Source organism: Pseudomonas sp. S44, assembly GCF_016624805.1.
Lineage (GTDB): Bacteria > Pseudomonadota > Gammaproteobacteria > Pseudomonadales > Pseudomonadaceae > Aquipseudomonas > Aquipseudomonas machongensis.
In genome coordinates, this window is record NZ_JACVTY010000022.1 from 38788 (window position 1) to 54274 (window position 15487).

Annotated in this window: 13 protein-coding genes; 4 read left to right on the forward strand and 9 right to left on the reverse strand. The window is 63.1% G+C overall.

Going from position 1 to position 15487, the window contains the following annotated elements:
• Positions 1–42: 42 nt before the first annotated feature.
• The 3 genes from IAE40_RS16965 to IAE40_RS16975 form a co-directional block, all read right to left on the reverse strand.
• The gene (locus tag IAE40_RS16965) at positions 43–1287 is read right to left on the reverse strand and encodes an MFS transporter (RefSeq protein WP_054894025.1); all 1245 of its coding nucleotides are present in this window, start codon (positions 1285–1287) and stop codon (positions 43–45) included.
• 125 nt (positions 1288–1412) lie between these two features.
• The gene (locus IAE40_RS16970) at positions 1413–2255 is read right to left on the reverse strand and encodes a mechanosensitive ion channel family protein (protein WP_054894024.1); all 843 of its coding nucleotides are present in this window, start codon (positions 2253–2255) and stop codon (positions 1413–1415) included.
• A gap of 113 nt (positions 2256–2368) precedes the next feature.
• Positions 2369–2854 carry a YajQ family cyclic di-GMP-binding protein gene (locus tag IAE40_RS16975; protein ID WP_054894023.1) on the reverse strand — a complete coding sequence of 162 codons (486 nt, stop codon included), beginning with the start codon at positions 2852–2854 and terminating at the stop codon, positions 2369–2371.
• A 101-nt stretch (positions 2855–2955) separates the two neighbouring features.
• Between IAE40_RS16975 and IAE40_RS16980 the strand changes: the two genes are divergently transcribed.
• The 3 genes from IAE40_RS16980 to IAE40_RS16990 are packed head-to-tail and all read left to right on the forward strand — an operon-like array spanning position 2956 to position 6508.
• Positions 2956–3873: a putative 2-dehydropantoate 2-reductase gene (locus IAE40_RS16980; RefSeq protein ID WP_153773181.1), complete on the forward strand. Its 918-nt coding sequence runs from the start codon at positions 2956–2958 to the stop codon at positions 3871–3873.
• 36 nt (positions 3874–3909) lie between these two features.
• Positions 3910–5940 carry an ATP-binding protein gene (locus IAE40_RS16985; protein WP_200603576.1) on the forward strand — a complete coding sequence of 677 codons (2031 nt, stop codon included), beginning with the start codon at positions 3910–3912 and terminating at the stop codon, positions 5938–5940.
• Between the two features lies 1 nt (position 5941).
• Positions 5942–6508: a cob(I)yrinic acid a,c-diamide adenosyltransferase gene (locus IAE40_RS16990; RefSeq protein ID WP_063546002.1), complete on the forward strand. Its 567-nt coding sequence runs from the start codon at positions 5942–5944 to the stop codon at positions 6506–6508.
• Between the two features lie 35 nt (positions 6509–6543).
• Here the strand turns inward: IAE40_RS16990 and IAE40_RS16995 are convergent, their stop codons facing one another.
• The 4 genes from IAE40_RS16995 to secA all read right to left on the reverse strand — a co-directional run bounded on the left by IAE40_RS16995 (position 6544) and on the right by secA (position 12340).
• Positions 6544–7488, reverse strand: a complete 945-nt coding sequence (locus IAE40_RS16995; RefSeq protein WP_197891852.1) for a Nudix family hydrolase — start codon at positions 7486–7488, stop codon at positions 6544–6546.
• A complete protein-coding gene (locus IAE40_RS17000) occupies positions 7485–8117 on the reverse strand; it encodes a glutathione S-transferase family protein (protein WP_054894018.1) in 633 nt (210 codons plus the stop codon). The genes IAE40_RS16995 and IAE40_RS17000 overlap by 4 nt, the downstream gene beginning before the upstream one ends.
• 106 nt (positions 8118–8223) lie before the next feature.
• Positions 8224–9441, reverse strand: a complete 1218-nt coding sequence (gene argJ / locus IAE40_RS17005; RefSeq protein WP_200603577.1) for a bifunctional glutamate N-acetyltransferase/amino-acid acetyltransferase ArgJ — start codon at positions 9439–9441, stop codon at positions 8224–8226.
• Between the two features lie 163 nt (positions 9442–9604).
• On the reverse strand, positions 9605–12340 hold the full coding sequence (gene secA / locus IAE40_RS17010) for a preprotein translocase subunit SecA (RefSeq protein WP_063546006.1): 2736 nt from the start codon (positions 12338–12340) through the stop codon (positions 9605–9607).
• Between the two features lie 350 nt (positions 12341–12690).
• Here secA and IAE40_RS17015 point away from each other — a divergent pair, with 350 nt between their 5' ends.
• Positions 12691–13146, forward strand: coding sequence for a DUF721 domain-containing protein (locus IAE40_RS17015; protein ID WP_063546007.1), 456 nt, complete (start codon positions 12691–12693; stop codon positions 13144–13146).
• A gap of 106 nt (positions 13147–13252) precedes the next feature.
• On the opposite strand, the gene lpxC is transcribed toward IAE40_RS17015, so the two are convergent.
• Together lpxC and ftsZ are read right to left on the reverse strand one after the other, a co-directional pair.
• Complete coding sequence (lpxC, locus tag IAE40_RS17020) at positions 13253–14164, reverse strand: UDP-3-O-acyl-N-acetylglucosamine deacetylase (RefSeq protein WP_054894014.1); 912 nt, start codon at positions 14162–14164, stop codon at positions 13253–13255.
• A gap of 112 nt (positions 14165–14276) precedes the next feature.
• Positions 14277–15473, reverse strand: a complete 1197-nt coding sequence (gene ftsZ / locus IAE40_RS17025; protein ID WP_054894013.1) for a cell division protein FtsZ — start codon at positions 15471–15473, stop codon at positions 14277–14279.
• Positions 15474–15487 lie beyond the last annotated feature (14 nt).

Genomic DNA, 15487 nt, shown 5'->3' on the forward strand with positions numbered 1-15487 from the left:
TTCGCGGGCAAGCCCGCGAAAAGGACGACGCCGTTTTCAAGCCTACTGAACGACAGCCCCTTCCCCAGGCCGACCGCCCACCACGAACCACAACGGCCACAGCGCCAGCGCCCCGGCAATCCCTGCACCCAAGGCAAAGTGCAACAAGCTCGCCCCTGCACCCAGCATCGCCAACACCGCGCCCCCCAGCCCCAGCAAGGCGATGGTGATCATCCCCAGCATCGCCGACACCAGCCCCTTGCTCTGCTCGCTGGAGAACAGCGTCATGCGGTACAGCACCGCGTTGGCCACACCCAACCCCAGTGCATAGAGCGACATGCCAGCGACCACACTGGTCACCGTCGGCCACAACCAGGTCGCCAGCACCATCAGGCACAACCCGGCCAGGTACGGCCACAGGGCACCGCGCACCAGCGCAGGCAGCGGATAACGATCCGCAATACGATTGATGATGAGGTTGCCGAGGATCAGTCCACCAAACACCGGTAACTGCCACAGCGCGTATTCCAGGGTGCTCAGCCCCTCGTCATGAATCAGCAGGACCGGCGACAGGCCGATCCAGCCGATCAGCGGCAAGCCCACCAAACCCAATGCCGCGCTGCCAGCCACAAAACGACGGTTGCCCAGCAACTGCGCGTAACCGGCCAGCAAGGGCAATAGGTGGATGGGCGTGAAGGCCAGGCGCGAGCCATCACGGCGCTCGACCCCGAGCGTTTCAGGCATCAGGCGATACAGCAGCCCCCAGCACAGCACCGCGCCCACCGCGAAGGCGACGAACAGCCAGCGCCAGTCGAGCCACTGCAGCATCAACGTCCCCACCAGCGGCCCGAGCAACGGCGAGAGCAGCGCAATGTTGGCCAGCAGCGCCATCATCCGCACCGCGTCAGCCTCGCTGAACGCCTCGTTGAGCGCCGGATAGCTCACCGTCACCACGAAGCCCAGGCCAATGCCCTGCAGCAGGCGCAGCAGATTGAACAGGCCGATATCGTGCACCCAGAAGGTCGCAAGGCATGCCACACCAAAGAAGGCGCAGCCGGTCAGCAGCAGTGGACGGCGGCCATAGCGGTCGGCCAGCGGGCCGATCAGCCACTGCAGCACTACGCCGCCAAGCAGGTAGAGGTTCAGGGCGTGCGGAATGAATTCAGGGCTGGCCTTGAGATCGTCGACCACCACCGGCATGGCAGGCATGACGGCATCGCTGGCCAGGTAGGTCAGCAGTTCGAACAGGGCAAGGGTCAGGCCGAACAACAGGGCCCGCAGAGGAGTGATATACAACAATGGTTTCATGATGGCGTTTCGGGTGCAGACAGAAGGGGTCAGGCTATATGCCAGAAATCACCGGCTTTGGCTGTGAACAAGTGTAAGGCGCAAAAAACAAGGGCCCCTGCAGGGGCCCCGTTGTACAGCTTGGGTTACTGCGCGGCAGTCTCCTGCACCACGCGAATCACCCGCTGCGGGAAGGGAATGTCGATCCCCTCGGCCTTCAGGCGATCCCGCGCCTGCTCATTGAGCATGAACATCACGTCCCAGTAGTCGGCAGTCTTGGTCCACAGGCGCAGCGACACGGTGATCGAACTGTCGCCAAGCGTTGCAACCACCGCCTGAGGCGCTGGGTCGGGCAGCACCCGAGGGTCCTGCGCCAGCTCCAGCAGCACGTTGCGCGCCTTCTGCAGGTCGGCCTCGTAGTCCACACCCACGTCGAACACGACCTTGCGCGTCGGCTGGCGGTTGGTGTTGACGATGATGCCGTTGGACAAGGTGCCGTTAGGCAGAATGACCGTCTTGTTATCACCGCTACGCAGCACGGTGTGGAAGATCTGGATGCTGTCGACGGTCCCGCTCACACCCTGGGCCTCGATCCAGTCGCCGATGCGGAACGGGCGGAACAGCAGGATCAGCACGCCACCGGCAAAGTTTGCCAGGCTGCCCTGCAAGGCCAGGCCGATGGCCAGCACGGCACCACCCATGGCAGCGACGAACGAGGTGGTTTCGATGCCGATCATCGACGCCACGCTGATCGCCAGCATCACCTTGAGCACGATGTTGGACAGCGTGCGGATGAAACCCTGCAACGCCGGGTCAGCCACCCGCAGGCCGACGAGCCTGGCCAATCGATCACTGATCTTGTTGGTGATCCACCAGCCGATCGCCAGGGTCAGCAGCGCCAGCAACAAACGACTGCCGTACGCCATGATCAAGGGAATCCAAGTCTCGGACTGGCGTACCAGTTGATCGACTTCAGCGTTCAAATCCATGTTCATCTCCTGATGTCGAACGACACGTGCACAGTAAAGCAGACCGCCGGACATTCAGCGGTCGCAGGAAGCGATGGACATTGGTGTGCCATCAAGGTTCCTGCCCCGCAGAATCAGTCGCGGAAGTTGTTGAACTGCAGCGGCATGTCGAATTCCTTGGCGCGCAGGGCAGCGATGGCTTCCTGCAGGTCGTCGCGCTTCTTGCCGGTGACCCGTACCTGCTCGCCCTGGATGGCGGCCTGGACCTTGAGCTTGGCATCCTTGATATGGGCGACGATCTTCTTCGCCAGCTCCTTGTCGATGCCCTCGCGGAACTTGGCTTCCTGTTTCATTTCCTTGCCGGAAGCATAGGGATCCTTGGTTTCCAGGCACTTGACGTCGATCTTGCGCTTGACCAGCGCCAGGCGCAGGATTTCGATCATCGCCTCGAGCTGGAATTCGGCTTCGGCAGTGAGCATCACGGTCTGCTCCTTGTCCTTGAACTCGAAGCTGCCCTTGCCCTTGAGGTCGTAGCGGCGATCGAGCTCCTTGATGGCGTTTTCGACCGCGTTCTGCACTTCGTGCTTGTCCAGTTCCGATACCACGTCGAACGAAGGCATGGTTGTTCTCCATAAAATAAAAGCGCGCTCGGCTTGAAGATGGAGCGCGTCGGGTTTGATGGTTAAAATGCGGGCTCATTATAACGGGTTGCGAAACGCAGATGAGCAGCACCTGGCATATTCTCGGCGCCGGAAGCCTCGGCAGCCTCTGGGCCTGCCGCCTGGCACGGGCGGGCAAGGCCGTGCGCCTGGTGCTGCGCGACGAACAGCGCCTGGCAGCTTATGAAGCCGAAGGCGGCCTGACCCTGATCGAACAGCACCAGACAACACAATTCGCCATTCCGGCACAGACCTGCGAGGGCGAAGGCCCTATCCACCGCCTGCTGCTGGCGTGCAAGGCCTACGACGCCGCGCCTGCCATCGCGCGCCTGGCGCCGCGGCTGGCCGAAGGTGCTGAGCTGGTCCTGCTGCAGAACGGCCTCGGCAGCCAGGATGAAGTGGCCGAGCAGGCTCCCCACGCCCGCTGTATCTTCGCCTCCAGCACCGAAGGTGCGTTCCGCGAGCGCGACTGGCAGGTGCGGTTCGCTGGCCAGGGCTTCAACTGGCTGGGCGATCCGGGCAACCCTGGCGTCCCCGAATGGTTCGGCGATCTGAGCGAGGCCGGCATCCCGGCCGAGTGGTCGCTGGACATACTCACCCGCCTGTGGCGCAAGCTTGCACTTAATTGCGCCATCAACCCGCTGACGGTGCTTTACGACTGCCAGAATGGCGGGCTGCTTGGTCACCTGCCTGAAGTCGACGAACTGTGCGTGGAACTGAGCACCCTCCTGCGCAGTGCCGGGCAAGCGCAAGCGGCGGAAAACCTGGCCGAAGACGTCCAGCGGGTGATCGTGGCGACCGCGGCCAACTACTCTTCGATGTACCAGGACGTGCGCGCAGGCCGACGTACCGAGCTGCACTACCTGCTTGGTCATGCCTGCAACGTTGCCGCCCGGCATGGCCAAGCGACACCCGGCCTGGAACACCTGCGCCAACGCCTGGTCGATAACCTGCAGGCACGCAACCTGCCCAGCGACTGACGCTGCCCACCCACCGACACGGACATCACCTCGCCCATGACCCTGCGCCAACGCCTGGAAAACCTCCCGGTCGGGCAAAAACTGCTGGCCGCCCTGCTGGTGCTGCTGGTCACCATCCTGCTGGTGGCCAACCTGGCCTTCATCAGCGCCGCCTACTGGATCACCCAGGAAAGCATGGCTCCCCAGGCGCTACAGACCATCGGCCGGTTGGTCGCCAACCCACAGCTTTCCGCGCGCGCCAGCGACAGTCCAGAAGCCGCCAGCGCCTTGCTCAAGGAGCTCGACAGCTATTCACCCCTGCGCGCCGCCGCCGTGTATGCCAGCGACGGGCGCCTGCTGGCCCAACTGCAACATGGCCAGCCACTGAGCATGCCCAAGCGCTACCGCAACATCGACGGCTGGCGCCTCACCGAGTTTCGCAGCACCCAGCTGATCGCCCTGCCCCGTCCAGGCAGCCCGCCCGCGCACCTGCTGCTGGTGGCCAGCAGCGAATTGCCGGTTGCGTTCTATACCGGCACCCTGTCTGCCAGCCTGGCGATCCTGGTGTTCAGCATTCTGCTGTGGCTGATCATCGCCCGGCAGATCAAGCGCCTGATCACCCAGCCGATCAACAGCCTCGAGGAGCTCTCGCGCCAGGTGACCCGCGAGGAGAGCTACGCCCTGCGTGCGCAACGGGGCAACGACGACGAAATCGGCAGCCTTGCCGAAGCGTTCAACACCATGCTGTCGCGTATCGAAGCGCGCGAAGACCAGCTCAAGCGTGCCCGCGACGAATTCCAGTCGGCTTTCGACCAGGCCCAGGGCCTGGCCGAGGAAACCCGCCACACCAACCGCAAGCTGGAACTGGAAGTTCAGGTGCGCAGCAAGATCGAGAAAAAGCTGACAGGCTTCCAGAACTACCTGAACAGCATCATCGACTCCATGCCTTCGGCACTGATCGCCCTCGACGAGCAGCTCTACGTCACGCAATGGAACCAGGAAGCCACCTCGCTTTCCGGAACGCCGTTGGACGAGGCGCTGAACCAGCCGATCTTCATCGCTTTCGAGCCACTCAAACCATTCCTGCCACAGCTCAAGGAGACGGTGGAAAAACACCGGGTAGCGAAGGTCGAGCGGGTGACCTGGCCCAAGGACGACGAGCCACGCCACTACGCGCTCACGTTCTATCCGCTGACCGGCGGCGGCGGGCGTGGGGTGGTGATCCGCATCGACGACATCACCCAGCGCCTGTCGCTGGAAGAAATGATGGTGCAATCGGAAAAGATGCTCTCGGTCGGCGGCCTGGCCGCAGGCATGGCCCACGAGATCAACAACCCGCTGGGCGCAATCCTGCACAACGTGCAGAACATTCGTCGACGCCTGTCGCCGGAACTGCCGCGCAATCAGGAGCAGGCCGACGAACTGGGCATCGACCTGGCCAGCATCAACCGCTACCTGGACGGCCGCGAGGTGCCGCAATTGCTCGACGGCATCCAGCAGGCCGGCGCGCGGGCCGCGAAGATCGTCACCCACATGCTCAGCTTCAGCCGCCGCAGCAACCGCCAACTGGCGCCTTGCAACCTGCCCGCCTTGATCGACCAGGCGGTGGAGATCGCCGGCAACGACTTCGACCTGACGGAGGGCTTCGACTTCAAGGGCCAGGCCATCGTCCGTCAGTTCGACCCCGAACTCGGCCCCGTGCCCTGCACCGCCAACGAGCTGGAACAAGTGCTGCTCAACCTGCTGAAGAACGCCGCCCAGGCCATCCATCAGCGCACGGCGCCCAGCGAACCGGGGCGTATCACCCTGCGCACCCGCCTCAACCCGCCATGGGCCGAAATCCAGGTCGAAGATAACGGCATCGGCATGCCCGAGTCGGTGCGCAAGCGCACCTTCGAGCCGTTCTTCACCACCAAGGAGATCGGCCAGGGCACCGGTCTGGGCCTTTCGGTCTCGTACTTCATCATCACCAACAACCACAAAGGGCAGATGGAGGTGCACTCCACCCCAGGCCAAGGCACCTGCTTCACCCTGCGCCTGCCCTTGAGCCAGCTGGGGGCCATGCCCCCGGCCAAGACGGAGGCATGACATGGGCTATCGCCTGTCGAAGATCTACACCCGCACCGGCGACAAGGGCGAGACCGGCCTTGGCGACGGTCGCCGCGTCCCCAAGGACCATCCGCGCATCGAGGCCATCGGCGAGGTGGACATGCTCAACAGCCAGTTGGGCGTGCTGCTCGCCGGGCTGGCCGAGCAAGGCCTGGATGAGCTGAGCGAGGTGTTGGCGCCTTGTCAGCATCGTCTGTTCGACCTCGGCGGCGAGCTGGCGATGCCCAGTTACCAGGCGCTGGACCAGGCCGAAGTGCAGCGCCTGGAAGCGGTCATCGATAGGTGGAACGAGGAGTTGGGGCCATTGAAGAACTTCATTCTGCCCAGCGGCTCGGCGCTGGTGGCCCAGGCCCATGTGTGTCGCGCCCAGGCGCGGGGGGCGGAGCGGCGCTGCCAGCAGTTGAATGCCGTCGAGCCGCTTGAGGGGGTGGGGTTGGCCTATATCAACCGGTTGTCGGACCTGCTGTTTGTCGCAGCGCGGATCATCGGCCGACGCCAGGGAGTGGCCGAGGTGCTGTGGCAGCCTGCCGAGAAGCCGCAAGGCTGAGACCATCGGGGCCGCAAAGCGGCCCCGGATACGACTCAGGCTTGAGGCCAGAACGCCCGAATCCCGGCAACACCTTGAGCACCCGCCTCACGGGCCCGCTCACGCTCACCCGGCCCGACCCCGCCCAGCAGGAACACTGGCTGGTTGAAGCCTGCAATCAAGCGCTGCGCCTCCTCCCAACCAATCGGCGTGGCCTCGGGGTGGGTCTGGGTAGGCTGTACTGGCGACAGAGTGACAAAGTCCACTCCCATCTGCCGTGCCAGCTCGAGCTCCTCGGCGCTATGGCAGGACGCCGCCAGCCAGCGATTCTGCGGGAACGGTCGCCCCTTGGCAGCGTACTTGCGCAATTGCGCCGCCGTCAGGTGCCAACCTGCGGATGGGAAATCACCCAGCCACTCCAGTGGCCCCTTGAGCATCAGCAGGGCCTTGCCTGCACAGAGCCCCACCGCATCGACCGCCACATCGCGGTACTTGGGGTCGTACATGTCTGGCGCGCGCAACTGGATCAACCTGATGCCAGAGGCCACTGCCTTCTGGATACCGCGCAGCAACGCCGGGGTATCGAGCCCATCCGGGGTGATCAGGTACTGGTCCGGCAGGCGCGTGGCCGCCACGATCGGTTTATTGGCCTCGGGAAATGCATACTGGTCCAGGTCTCGCGGAGCAACCCACGCCAATGGCTGGCCCTCGGCGCCATGGAGCTCGCCGGTGAAAGCCGACACCTCGCGCACGTCCAGCAGCACCTGCTTGTCCGGGTAGTCATGGCTGACCTTGATCAGCGGCCGAGAGGCGCTGACGACGATACCCAGCTCCTCGTGCAGCTCACGGGCCAGTGCGGCCTCGACGCCCTCGCTCTCTTCCACCTTGCCGCCGGGAAATTCCCACAGGCCGCCCTGGTGCTGAGTATCGGCGCGGCGCGCGATGAGGATGCGCCCGTCGACGCCGCGAATGACGGCTGCAACTACATGGATCCGTTTCACCCGTTACACTCCATCAAGCCCGCCTTCTGCCAGGCCTGGAAGGCCTGCCAGTTGTAGATCGTTTCGATATACGCCGCAGCCTGCGCGGGCACTTGCACACGGTAGGTACGCAAACGCACCGCCACCGGGGCGAAGAAAGCATCGGCCAGCGTAGGCCGTCCGAACAGGAACGGGCCGCCGTCCTTGGCCATCAGGCGGCACTCGCCCCACAAGGCGACGATGCGGTCGATATCGACCTGCACTTCGAGCGGCACGCTATCCAACGCCTGATCGCGCGACAGATCGAACGGCATCGCACCGCGCAAGGCGAAGAAACCACTGTGCATCTGCGCACACGCCGAGCGCGCCTGGGCACGCGCAGCGACCTCCACCGGCCAGAGCTGCGCCTCGGGGTGCTGTTCGTTGAGGTATTCGGCGATGGCCAGGGAGTCGGCGATCACGCCGTGCTCGGTCTTGAGCAGCGGCACCTTGCCGGTGGCCGAGAATTCGAGAATGCGCTTGCGGGTATCAGGCTGGTTGAGTTTGATCAGTGTCTCGTCATAACCGACACCTGCCAGCTCAAGGGCCAGGGCGCCGCGCAGCGACCAGGAAGAATACAGCTTGTCGCCGATGATCAGGTGATAGCTCATGGTTCGGCTCCATTGCTCTTTGGATTCAGGGCTGCTGCGCAGCCCATCGCGACACAAGGCCGCTCCACAGGTCCCCTTCGAGCCTGTGGCAGCGGCCTTGGGTGGATCAGGTACGGTATTCGGCGTTGATCTTAACGTACTCGTGGGACAGATCAGTGGTCCAGATGGTTTCGCTGCACTGGCCGCGACCCAGTTCGATACGAATGGTGATCTCTTCCTGGGCCATCACCGCCGAACCTTGCTCTTCGGTGTAGCTCGGGCTGCGACCGCCCTTGCTGGCGATGCACACGCTGTCCAGGTACACATCGATCAGGCTGACATCCAGCTCCGGCACGCCTGCACGGCCGACGGCAGCCAGAATGCGGCCCCAGTTGGGGTCGGAGGCGAACAGTGCAGTCTTGATCAGCGGCGAATGAGCGACGGCATAGCCGACATCCAGGCACTCCTGATGATTCCCCCCGCCATTGACCTGCACGGTCACGAACTTGGTCGCACCTTCGCCATCACGGACGATGGCCTGGGCCACTTCCATGCACACGTCGAACACGGCCTTCTGCAGCGCTTCGAACAGCGCGCCACTCGCCTCGGTCACCTCCGGCAAGTTGGCCTTGCCGGTGGCGATCAGCATGCAGCAATCGTTGGTCGAGGTGTCGCCATCGATGGTGATGCGGTTGAACGACTTGTTGGCACCGTCGAGCATCAGGTCCTTGAGCACAGCCGGGGCGACCTTGGCGTCGGTGGCGATGTAGCCGAGCATGGTGGCCATGTTCGGGCGGATCATGCCCGCACCCTTGCTGATCCCGGTGACGGTTACTGTGACGCCGTCGTGCTGGAACTGACGACTGGCACCCTTGGGCAGGGTGTCGGTGGTCATGATGCCAGTAGCGGCTTCGGCCCAGTTGTTTTCCGAAAGGTTGTCCAGCGCAGCCTGCAGCGCGCCTTCGATCTTCTCGACCGGCAGCGGCTCGCCGATCACCCCGGTGGAGAATGGCAGCACGGACTCGGCAGGCACGCCGGTCAGCTCGGCCAGCTTGGCGCAGGTGCGCTCGGCGGCGGCCAGGCCCGGCGCACCGGTACCGGCGTTGGCGTTACCGGTATTGGTCAGCAGGTAGCGCACGGTGCCCTGCACGCGCTGCTTGGAGAGGATCACGGGAGCGGCGCAGAAGGCGTTGAGGGTGAACACGCCGGCAACGCTGGAGCCTTCGGCGCAGCGCATCACCACCACGTCCTTGCGCCCAGGGCGCTTGATGCCCGCCGAAGCGATGCCGAGTTCGAAACCGGGAACCGGGTGCAGGGTAGGCAGGGGACCGAGACCGACAGCCATTGGAGCGCTCCTAGAAAATGAATGAGTTGCGAAAAGCGGGGCCGCTTTGCGCCCCATCGCGGCACAAGGCCGCTCCTACAGGTTCTGTGCGATGCCTGTGGGAGCGGCCTTGTGCCGCGATGGGCCGCCAAGCGGCCCTGTAGATGTCAGGTGACGGATCGAATCACTCGATCTGACCATGGCAATGCTTGAACTTCTTGCCCGAACCACACCAGCACGGCTCGTTGCGGCCCAGCTTCTGTTCGTTGCGAACGGGCGCAGAGGCTACAGCCACTTCGGCGCCCTCCTCGCTCAGTTGCTCGCCTTCCAGACCTGGGGCTGCAGCGTGCTGGAACTGCATGCGGCTGGCCAGTGCCTCGGCCTCGCGGCGCAGGCGGGCTTCTTCTTCGGCAGGGTCTTCGCGGCGAACCTGGACGTGCGAGAGCACACGGATGGTGTCGCGCTTGATCGACTCGAGCAGCTCCTGGAACAGGGTGAACGACTCGCGCTTGTACTCCTGCTTCGGGTTCTTCTGGGCGTAGCCGCGCAGGTGGATACCGTGACGCAGGTGATCCATGGTCGACAGGTGGTCTTTCCACAGGTCGTCCACCACGCGGAGCAGAATCTGCTTCTCGAAGGTGCGCAGGGCGTCGATGCCGGCCTGGTCTTCCTTCTCGGTGTAGGCGGTGGTGATCTCGTTCAGCAGCTTCTCGCGCAGGGTCTCCTCGTAGAGGTGATCGTCCTCGTCGAGCCACTGCTGGATCGGCAGCTTCATGGCGAAGTCGCTGGACAGCGCGGCCTCAAGGCCCGCCACGTCCCACTGCTCGGGCAGCGACTGCGGCGGAATGTGCTGGCTGATGGTGGCGTCGAGCACTTCCTTGCGGAACTCGGCGATGGTGTCGCCGATGTTCTCGGCAGCCAGCAGGCTGTTGCGCATGTGGTAGATCACCTTGCGCTGCTCGTTGGCCACGTCGTCGTATTCGAGCAGCTGCTTGCGGATGTCGAAGTTGCGACCTTCGACCTTGCGCTGCGCTTTTTCGATGGCGTTGGTGACCATGCGGTGCTCGATGGCTTCGCCGGATTGCATGCCCAGCGCCTTCATGAAGTTCTTCACCCGGTCGGAGGCGAAGATACGCATCAGGCTATCTTCCAGCGACAGGTAGAAGCGGCTCGAACCGGCATCGCCCTGACGGCCGGCACGGCCACGCAGCTGGTTGTCGATACGACGCGACTCGTGACGCTCGGAGGCGATCACGTGCAGGCCACCGGCTTCCAGCACCTGCTGGTGGCGCTTCTGCCAGTCGGCCTTGATCTGCGCGATCTGCTCGCTGGTCGGATTCTCCAGGGCAGCGACTTCGGCTTCCCAGTTACCGCCCAGCAGGATGTCGGTACCACGACCGGCCATGTTGGTGGCGATGGTCAGGGCGCCCGGCGCACCGGCCTGGGCGATGATCTCGGCTTCCTTCTCGTGGTACTTGGCGTTCAGGACCTTGTGGTCGATGCCTTCCTTCTGCAGAAGGTTGGACATGTGCTCGGAGGTCTCGATGGTCGCGGTACCCACCAGGACAGGACGGCCCTTGGCCATGCTTTCCTTGATGTCGGCGATGATCGCCGCGTACTTCTCGTCGGCGGTGAGGTAGACCAGGTCGTTGAAGTCCTTCCGTGCCAGCGGCTTGTTCGGCGGAATGACCATCACGTTGAGGTTGTAGATCTGGGCGAACTCGAACGCTTCGGTGTCGGCAGTACCGGTCATGCCGGACAGCTTGGTGTAGAGACGGAAGTAGTTCTGGAAGGTGGTCGAAGCCAGGGTCTGGCTCTCGGCCTGGATGTTCAGGTTTTCCTTCGCCTCGATGGCCTGGTGCAGGCCTTCGGACAGGCGACGGCCCGGCATGGTACGGCCGGTATGCTCGTCGATCAGCAGGATCTGGCCGTCCTGGACGATGTACTCGACGTTGCGGTGGAACAGCTTGTGCGCACGCAAGCCCGCGTAGACATGGGTGAGCAGGCCCAGGTTGTGGGCCGAGTAGAGGCTCTCGCCTTCGGCCAGCAGGCCGGACTGGGTGAGCATCTCCTCGATGAACTGGTGACCGGCCTCGTTGAGCTCGACCTGGCGGCTCTTCTCGTCGATGGTGAAGTGACCCTCTTGAGTCACCTGGCCTTCGACTTCTTCGATGTGCTGCTTCAGGCGCGGGATCAGGCGGTTGATCTCGATGTACAGCTTGGAGCTGTCTTCGGCCTGACCGGAGATGATCAGCGGGGTACGCGCTTCGTCGATGAGGATGGAGTCGACTTCGTCGATCACGGCGAAGTTCAGCTCACGCTGGAACTTCTCGTCCTGGCTGAACGCCATGTTGTCGCGCAGGTAGTCGAAACCGAATTCGTTGTTGGTGCCGTAGGTGATGTCGGCAGCATAGGCGGCGCGCTTTTCTTCCGGCGGCTGGAAGGCCGAGACGATGCCCACCTTGAGGCCGAGGAATTCATACAGCGGACGCATCCAGTTGGCGTCACGGCGAGCCAGGTAGTCGTTGACCGTGACCACATGCACGCCCTTGCCGGACAGCGCATTCAGGTAGACCGCCAGGGTACCGACCAAGGTCTTGCCTTCACCGGTACGCATTTCTGCGATCATGCCCTCATGCAGGGTCATGCCACCGATCAGCTGGACATCGAAGTGGCGCATGCCCATGACACGCTTGCCGGCCTCACGGGCCACGGCGAAGGCTTCGGGCAACAACTGGTCGAGGGTTTCGCCTTTGGCCAGGCGCTCTTTGAACTCTGCGGTCTTGCCACGCAGTTGCTCGTCGGAAAGGGCCACCATCTTCTCTTCGAAGGCATTGACGGTGCTGACCGTCTTGAGCATGCGCTTGATTTCACGCTCGTTCTTGCTTCCAAAAAGTTTTTTTAACAAAGGCGCAAACATATCGGCAGGATCTTCCACACTTAGGGATGGAGGGCGGCCCCGTGAGTCGCCCGTGCAGCCCTTGGGCCGCATGCGAACGAGCATTCTACCCGGAAACGTTGGTGAGGAAAGTGGTGGATTTCCACGATGCTGGCACAGCGCTTTAAACGGGGCCTCTCTAACATAGGGACATTTTCCTCAAGTTCAAGGCGGCCAGAGATGAAACGTGTTTGTCCTCCTCGCGGGCGGGCCTGCGCCTGCACCCTCTGCACCGCCCCCGGGATCGGTGCTGCCGGCAAAGCGTCCGGCACAGGCAACGGCCCTGGCGGCATCTGTTAGACTGCCAATCTTGTAACCTCATGCGTACTCCGATGGCCTACAAACCCCCTTCTGCCCAGCCACCCGCCGCCTTGCTGCGCCAGGCCAGGCCGCTGCGCCTGCTGCTCAACCAGGCCGAGCGCCTCGAGCACCTGCAGCGTTTGCTGGAAAGCCAGTTGCAGCCCGCTGCCAGGGCACACTGTCATGTGGCCTCCTGGCGCGATGGCTGTCTGCTCCTGGTGGTGACGGACGGCCATTGGGCAACTCGTCTGCGCTACCAGCAGAAGCGCCTGCTGACAACGCTGCGAGCCATGGAAGCCTTCGCCAACCTGCAGCGCATCAAGTTCCAGGTGCAACCACCAGTTGGCGCACCCGCGCGCCCGACACACACCACCGAGTTGTCGCAACAAGCGGCACAAAGCCTGCGCGAGACGGCGCAAGGCATTGATGACGAAAAACTGCGGGCCGCGCTGGAACGGCTTGCAGCACACGCCCACGACAAGACCTGAAGTTCCAGGCGTTATCTGCGAAGGCGTCAAACACCGCTCGGCCATGGGCGCGCCAATAAAAAAGGCCACCCGAAGGTGGCCTCAATGAACTAGAGAGTGTTCGAACTTACACGGCCGCAACAGGGCGCATGTAGGAGATCGGTGCCGTACTGGCATCTTCGAAAGTCACCACTTCCCAGGCGTCCGTTTCTGCGATCAGCTTGCGCAGCAACTGGTTGTTCAGCGCGTGTCCGGACTTGTAGCCCTTGAACTCGCCGATCAGGCTGTTGCCCAGCAGATAGAGGTCGCCAATGGCGTCGAGGATCTTGTGCTTGACGAATTCGTCATCGGAGCGAAGTCCGTCTTCGTTGAGCACACCGGTCTCGTCGACCACGATGGCGTTCTCGACACTGCCACCCAACGCAAGGTTGTGCTTGCGCAGGTACTCGATGTCACGCATGAAACCGAAGGTGCGTGCTCGGCTGACTTCCTTCACGAACGACGTGCTGGAGAAATCAACCACTGCACTCTGGGTCTGGCCCTTGAGGACCGGGTGATCGAAGTCGATCTCGAAGCTCACCTTGAACCCGTCGAAGGGCAGGAAGGTGGCGCGCTTGTCGCCCTCCTCCACGCTGACTTCGCGCAGGATACGGATGAACTTTTTAGCGGCGTCCTGTTCTTCCAGGCCGGCGGACTGAATCAGGAATACAAAGGGACCGGCGCTGCCATCCATGATCGGCACTTCCGAGGCGGAGAGCTCGACGTAGGCGTTATCGATGCCCAGGCCCGCCATGGCAGAGAGCAGGTGCTCGACCGTATCGACCTTGACGTCACCGTTGACCAGCGTCGTCGACATGGTTGTCTCGCCGACGTTGGCCGCACGCGCCGGGATTTCGACCACAGGGTCGAGGTCAGCGCGGCGGAAAACGATGCCGGTATCCACGGGTGCTGGCTTGAGAGTCAGGTAGACCTTCTCTCCGGAATGCAGGCCGACACCTGTGGCACGAATGGTATTCTTCAGGGTGCGTTGTCTAATCATGGCATTGGCCGCTTTAGCGCTAATTGCGAATTGGTATCAACAAAGGCTGAGAATGATAGCAGACCCGGCCTTTGCTGAACACCAATCACCCTTATACCCCTGATAAATTCCATCAATCGGCCTGGCGACGCAGGAAGGCCGGGATGTCAAGGTAGTCCAGATCGTCCTGTGGGTTGAGTTTAGCCGCAGCCGCAGCGCCTGCGTGTGCCTGGTTGCGCATCACGGTCGGACGCTCCAGGTCACGGTAGTTCACCGCCGACTGCTCCTGGCGAACCGGAGCCGGGTTGGAGGACTCGTACACCTGCTGTGCGGTCTGCAGCGTGTTGTCGACGACCTTGACCGGCTTCTCGATGCGCGCACCCAGGCCAGTAGCGACCACGGTGACGTGCAGCTCGTCGCGCATGTCAGGATCGATCACGGTGCCGACCTTGACCATCGCGTGGTCGGAGGCGAAGGCCTCGATGATGCTCCCCACGTCGGAGTACTCACCCAGCGACAGGTCAGGACCTGCGGTGATGTTCACCAGGATACCGCGGGCACCCTGCAGGTTGACGTCCTCGAGCAGCGGGTTGCGAATCGCCGCCTCGGTGGCCTCACGAGCACGGTTAGGACCGCTGGCGCAGCCGGTGCCCATCATGGCCATGCCCATCTCGCCCATCACGGTGCGCACGTCGGCGAAGTCGACGTTGATCATGCCCGGACGTTTGATGATGTCGGAGATACCGCGCACGGCGCCAGCCAGCACGTCGTCGGCCTTGGCGAAGGCAGACAGCAGGCTTGCATCCTTGCCCAGGATGGTCAGCAGCTTCTCGTTGGGGATGGTGATCAGCGAGTCAACGCTTTCAGCCAGCATGCGGATGCCTTCATCGGCAATCTGCATGCGCTTGCGACCCTCGAACGGGAACGGACGGGTCACCACCGCAACGGTGAGGATGCCCATTTCCTTTGCCACTTCGGCGATGATCGGCGCAGCACCGGTACCGGTACCGCCGCCCATGCCAGTGGTGATGAACACCATGTTGGTGCCTTGCAGCACTTCGGCGATGCGCTCACGGTCTTCCAGCGCGGCCTGACGACCGACTTCCGGATTGGCACCGGCACCCAGGCCCTTGGTCACACCGGTCCCCAGTTGCAGGATGGTGCGTGCGCCAATGTTCTTCAGCGCCTGGGCATCGGTGTTGGCGCAGATGAATTCCACACCTTCGATGCTGCTTTTGACCATGTGGTTGACGGCGTTGCCACCACCACCACCGACACCGATCACTTTGATGACCGGGCTTTGCGGGACGTTGTCTACGAGCTCGAACATTTTCCCTCTCCTTA

Coding starts and splice junctions, on each gene's coding strand:
- IAE40_RS16965 (WP_054894025.1), bottom strand. CDS start 1,287: ATGAAACCATTGTTGTATATCACTCCTCTGCGGGCCCTGTTGTTCGGC.
- IAE40_RS16970 (WP_054894024.1), bottom strand. CDS start 2,255: ATGGATTTGAACGCTGAAGTCGATCAACTGGTACGCCAGTCCGAGACT.
- IAE40_RS16975 (WP_054894023.1), bottom strand. CDS start 2,854: ATGCCTTCGTTCGACGTGGTATCGGAACTGGACAAGCACGAAGTGCAG.
- IAE40_RS16980 (WP_153773181.1), top strand. CDS start 2,956: ATGAGCAGCACCTGGCATATTCTCGGCGCCGGAAGCCTCGGCAGCCTC.
- IAE40_RS16985 (WP_200603576.1), top strand. CDS start 3,910: ATGACCCTGCGCCAACGCCTGGAAAACCTCCCGGTCGGGCAAAAACTG.
- IAE40_RS16990 (WP_063546002.1), top strand. CDS start 5,942: ATGGGCTATCGCCTGTCGAAGATCTACACCCGCACCGGCGACAAGGGC.
- IAE40_RS17000 (WP_054894018.1), bottom strand. CDS start 8,117: ATGAGCTATCACCTGATCATCGGCGACAAGCTGTATTCTTCCTGGTCG.
- argJ (WP_200603577.1), bottom strand. CDS start 9,441: ATGGCTGTCGGTCTCGGTCCCCTGCCTACCCTGCACCCGGTTCCCGGT.
- secA (WP_063546006.1), bottom strand. CDS start 12,340: ATGTTTGCGCCTTTGTTAAAAAAACTTTTTGGAAGCAAGAACGAGCGT.
- IAE40_RS17015 (WP_063546007.1), top strand. CDS start 12,691: ATGGCCTACAAACCCCCTTCTGCCCAGCCACCCGCCGCCTTGCTGCGC.
- lpxC (WP_054894014.1), bottom strand. CDS start 14,164: ATGATTAGACAACGCACCCTGAAGAATACCATTCGTGCCACAGGTGTC.
- ftsZ (WP_054894013.1), bottom strand. CDS start 15,473: ATGTTCGAGCTCGTAGACAACGTCCCGCAAAGCCCGGTCATCAAAGTG.